This window comes from Microcystis sp. LE19-41.2A, from assembly GCF_027530405.1.
GTDB classification, from domain to species: domain Bacteria; phylum Cyanobacteriota; class Cyanobacteriia; order Cyanobacteriales; family Microcystaceae; genus Microcystis; species Microcystis aeruginosa.
Map to the genome: position 1 here is coordinate 1 of NZ_JAPZQJ010000230.1, position 5,174 is coordinate 5,174.

2 protein-coding genes are annotated in these 5,174 nt (G+C 43.1%); one reads left to right on the top strand and one right to left on the bottom strand.

The window, feature by feature from the left end; all coding sequences use genetic code 11:
• Nucleotides 1–484: 484 nt before the first annotated feature.
• Complete coding sequence (locus O9290_RS10200; RefSeq protein ID WP_288055883.1) at nt 485–1,453, bottom strand: endonuclease/exonuclease/phosphatase family protein; 969 nt, start codon at nt 1,451–1,453, stop codon at nt 485–487.
• 1,886 nt (nt 1,454–3,339) lie between these two features.
• Here O9290_RS10200 and O9290_RS10205 point away from each other — a divergent pair.
• Nucleotides 3,340–4,776 (top strand): folate/biopterin family MFS transporter, encoded by a 1,437-nt coding sequence (locus O9290_RS10205; protein ID WP_288055881.1) that lies wholly within the window; start codon nt 3,340–3,342, stop codon nt 4,774–4,776.
• Nucleotides 4,777–5,174 lie beyond the last annotated feature (398 nt).

The following is a 5,174-nucleotide window of genomic DNA, read 5'->3' on the forward strand; positions in this document are numbered from 1 at the left end:
AACTCGATTGTCTATCTTTTGGTATTAACCTGTTGATGCCTTAAGTCCTTCCCTATATGGATTTCAGCTACTTTTGAGCGTAGGCGCTCTCATCGAATTTTATTTTAAGTTAATTATTTGCATAACAATTCCCGAAGAGCCCAGAATCTTTCCCTATATTACTCTCAAATAGAGCGATCGCAAGAAACTTTCCATATAACACGACCATAAGTCTGTTATGCCGATTAGCACATTTTTTTATGAACCCTCCACCACTACCAGAGCAGCGATCATACTAATGTAAGAAGTAGATGATCTATCCCCAATTAAGTGCTAATCTGGCAGAGGATATTAGATTACCTAGACTTATCAACTTCAATGAATGAGTAAGGTGCGTTCCCCAAAATCGATCGGTGGAGTGGTAGGACTGACCTTAGGGAACGCACCCTACGGCGATAACGATCGCAACAGCAATGCGATCGCTATGAACCTGAGCTAAAACAAGCTACATCACGCGTAGTTTTGCAATCACTGGACGATGATCAGATACACCTGAAGGCAGTGTGATGACCTGATCAACCTTGACATTTTGGCTGACGAAAATGTGGTCAATGGGAATTTTTAGAGCTTGTTTCCAATGATCGAGATGGGATAGCGATCGCGCTTCGTCAGTATAAAACCAGGTTGGATTTAGTCCATGCCCTAGATTGACACTGCGTAATCCTGAGTTAATGATAAAGTTGCGAAAATAAATCGACCAGGAGGTGAGGTTAAAGTCACCCATTATTACGGTAGTGATTGACTGCTGTGCTGCATAGGCTGCCAAGGCCACCATCGCCTGGTTACGATTGATAAAGTTAGGCATGGATATAGGGGCAAGGGGATGGGCAACAACAACCCGAATGGGGTGTCCTGTCACATTAACGCTTGCGAATAGGCTATGGTGGCGGGTTCCCAAGTTGTCAGTCGTCGCCTCTGTAATGGGATAGCGGCTAAATAAACTCAGTCCGCCTCCCGTTGCGCGGTAATAGTAAGGATAAAGATCCTGCACATTGTCTAGTAGCTCTGCTGCCTGCTCCTTGAACGGTTCAACTAACCCGAATACATCTACGGGATTTGCCCGAACCAGGTCAGTCACGGCACTGGTCTCCCATAGTTGGTAGTTGACGTTGTAGGTCATTACAGTCAATGGGAAACCACCAGTTCTAGCATCTCGCAACCTCGGAACATACCAGGTACCAATTGTGCTGGCATAAAACCCCAGTCCGACAGCTAACGTGATCATCAATTTCCAGCGCGAAGGGCGGAACCTGGGTAAAAACAGAGCCAACAGCAAGATCAAAGTCAAGCCCGCAAACCAAAGATAGCCTGTCCCCAAAATCTCAAAAAACCATAGCTTATACCATACTCCAGGGGTGAAGCTGATTAGCAACAGGCTAAGTGCCATCGACCACAGCAAAATACTGGTCAGCATAACATCTATTGAAAATCCAATGGCTTTGTCACTGGGGACTAACTAGATATTATACGGAAACTTTCCACACATCACCCCCAATACACATTTTAAAAAAAATCTTTCTGTATATTACTCTCAAATAGAGCGATCGCAAGAAACTTTCCCAATAACACGACAATAAGTCACCCCTTGTGCAACTATATTTTTAGTCTTGATTTACAAGGCTTTCAGAAATTATACCATTTTTCATAAGTAGGGTTTGCGGCAAAAAGTTTTTCGTGGGGGCAAGGGGGGGGGTAAGATACCTGCCAAGAATAAAGAAAAATGGTATTAGCAGAGATAAAGTATCCTCTGGAACCCTGATTCTGTCGTTTTTAGTTGCAGATCGCGTTAAGTCTGTTATGCCGATTGGGGCATTCTTTTATGAACCCTCCACCACTACCAGAGCAGCGTACTGCTACGCCGTGCCTTCGGCATCGCATTAATGCAACAAGTAGATGATCTATCCCCAATTAGCTGCTAATCTGACAGAGGATATTAGATTATCTGGACTTACAGCCTCAATGAATGAGCAAGGTGCGTTCCCAACAATCTATCGGTGCAGTAGTAGGACTGACCTTAGGGAACGCACCCTAGGGCCATGGCGAGCGCACTGAAACAATCCACTACGAGAGCAGCAACTATTGTAGGTTGGGTTGACGCTAGGAAACCCAACCAAGAGTAACCTTTGGGGTGGTTGGGTTTCGCTTAAACAAGCGACTTGAGGTATTTTCGACCCGCTATTGTTGCGCTCAACCCAACCTAGGAGGCGATGCGATCGCACTATATTACTCTCAAATAGAGCGATCGCAAGAAAATTTCCCAATAACACGACAATAAGTCTGTTATGCCGATTAGCACATTTTTTTATGAACCCTCCACAACTACCAGAGCAGCGATCATACTAATGTAAGAAATAGATGATCTATCCCCAATTAAGTGCTAATCTGGCAGAGGATATTAGATCACCTAGACTTATCAACTTCAATGAATGAGCAAGGTGCGTTCCCCAAAATCGATCGGTGGAGTGGTAGGACTTACATTAGGGAACACACCCTACGGCTAATCAATTAAATCTCTTGCCAGATAGGGATTTAGTCGATTTATGCCACCCTATCGAACCACAACAAGTAACGAAGAGCCACAATAATTAGTCAGGGCGAAGTCGAATCCCACTAGGACTTATCAACTCTCCACCTCGACCTTCTTGATAGATAATCTGGCCTGATAAATTCTCAGGACTAACTATAATCACACGAACTCTTGAGCCATCGCTTTCCCAGTAACCAGAAGCACTCGATGTTCTCGTTCTAGGTGTCGTGTATCCACTGTTTATAAATGAAGAACAGGTCTGTTTAAAATCGCCTCCATCATAGAAAAAATATCTACACCTTTGATTAATACCCGTTCCCGAATCACTACGTTCTGAGGAGAAAGTTGTAACGCCTCTCTGAGAAATCAATTGTGCTTGTACTTGCTGAGAGTTTGGGATATCTAATATCTGAATAACTGAGAAGATACTGAGTATTAAAGTGAGAATTCTAGGTTTTGTCATTTTGGACACCTTAAATCGCAATTTGATCTAGATGGTCTAACTAGACATTAGACCAAAACTTTCCCCATATCAGACCAAATACAGATTTTTTTAAAAATCTTTCTGTATATTACTCTCAAATAGAGCGATCGCAAAAAAGTTTCCCCATAACACGACAATAAGCCTTTTATGGGGAAATTCAACTAAAACCCTAAAACCCAATACCCAACCGCCAAAACCTAAAGCTCAACAGTTAAACCCTAACAGCTAACGCACCGATTGAGCGCTCAATCATTATCATAGAGACAGTAACAAATATTTATGAAACTTCATGCTTATTAATCGCCTTGGCATCGATCGCGGGAAAAAATTCCTTAAAGAGAGTATCTTGTTCGGAAATGACCCTAATCCCGAATTAATTGGCATTTTAGGGGTTTATTTCGTGCAGGGCATTCTCGGACTCTCCCGATTAGCGGTTAGCTTCTTTTTAAAAGACGATTTGGCCTTGAGTCCCTCCCAGATGGGGGCATTAATCGGAGTGGCGGCGATTCCTTGGGTGATTAAACCAGCTTTTGGCTTTCTTTCGGATGGTTTGCCTATTTTCGGCTATCGTCGTCGGCCCTACCTCATTTTATCGGGAATTCTTGGGGTTTTAGCTTGGTTGGCCCTAGCCACTGTGGTGGAGAATGCTTGGCAAGCGACGGCGGCGATCCTGCTTGGTTCCCTTTCTGTCACCATTAGTGATGTCATCGTCGATTCTTTGGTAGTAGAAAGAGCGCGCAGAGAGTCCTTCACTCAATCCGGTTCTCTACAGTCCTTAACTTGGGGAATATCGGCGTTAGGCGGCTTAATTACGGCTTATCTCGGTGGTTGGTTACTGGCACACCTCGGCACTCGTCCTGTCTTCGCTCTCACGGCTATTTTTCCCCTGATTGCCTCAGCCATGGCGTTTTTAATTACAGAGGAAAAAGTCAAGAATAACAATGATGCACAATCAACGCCGAAAGTCAAGGAGCAAATCGGGCAACTATGGTCAGCCATTAGACAAAAATCAATTTTATTACCCACTGCCTTTATTTTTCTCTGGCAGGCTACCCCTAGCGCCGATTCTGCCTTTTTTTACTTCACCACCAACGAGTTAGGATTTGAACCGGAATTTTTAGGACGAGTGCGCTTAGTCACCAGTTTAGCCTCGATCCTGGGCATCTGGGTATATCAACGGTTTTTAAAAGCGATTTCCTTTCGTTTAATTTTGGGTTGGAGTACGGTGATTTCCGCGCTTTTAGGGATGACTACCCTACTCTTAGTTACCCATACTAATCGAGCGCTCGGTATTGACGATCATTGGTTTAGTTTGGGGGATAGTCTCATCCTCACCGTCATGGGACAAATTGCCTTTTTACCGGTCTTAATTTTATCGGCCCGTCTTTGTCCCGTGGGCATTGAAGCATCTCTATTCGCTTTATTAATGTCCATCTGGAATATGTCAGGATTAGTTTCCCAAGAAATCGGTGCTTTATTAACCCATTGGTTGGGAGTCACCGAAACTAATTTTGATAACCTTTGGTTATTGGTAGTGATTACTAATCTCTCCACTCTCCTACCTTTACCCCTAATTAAATGGCTACCTTCTACGGATCCCCAATCTCAGGAAGTCAAGAAAACTTTTCCCCCCGCAGAAGTCTTTGAACATCATGTTACTGGTTCTTTAGCCGAACCGGGTTTTATTCCTGAACTTGTCCCCGAATTAATCGAGACAAGAGATTGACACTCCCATTGATTATTCCAGAAAACGGGTTTCTTTGAGAAACCCGTTTTCTATGGCAAATTCTCAATGCCATCTTCATCTTGCTTAATTGAGAACAGTTTTTAACTTTTCCAAGACAGAATTGTTTAACGTAATTTTTCCCATTCTTCTAATATTTGCTGGCTGTAAAATTTTATCCAGCAAGCTTTTGCTGATATCTCCTTAGTGTGGATTAGGAATCCAGATTTTGGTAATGATTCGGTAGTAGTGGCGTAGCCCTCTTGCTTACCTGGTATGAATTGTGTAAAATATTTATTAATAAAAATAATTGGAACCCGCTCAGTCTTTAAACCTCTAGCTTGCTCATGACTTTTCTGATAAATATCTTTTTCTGGCTCCTGTCTGGCTTACTCAAATAT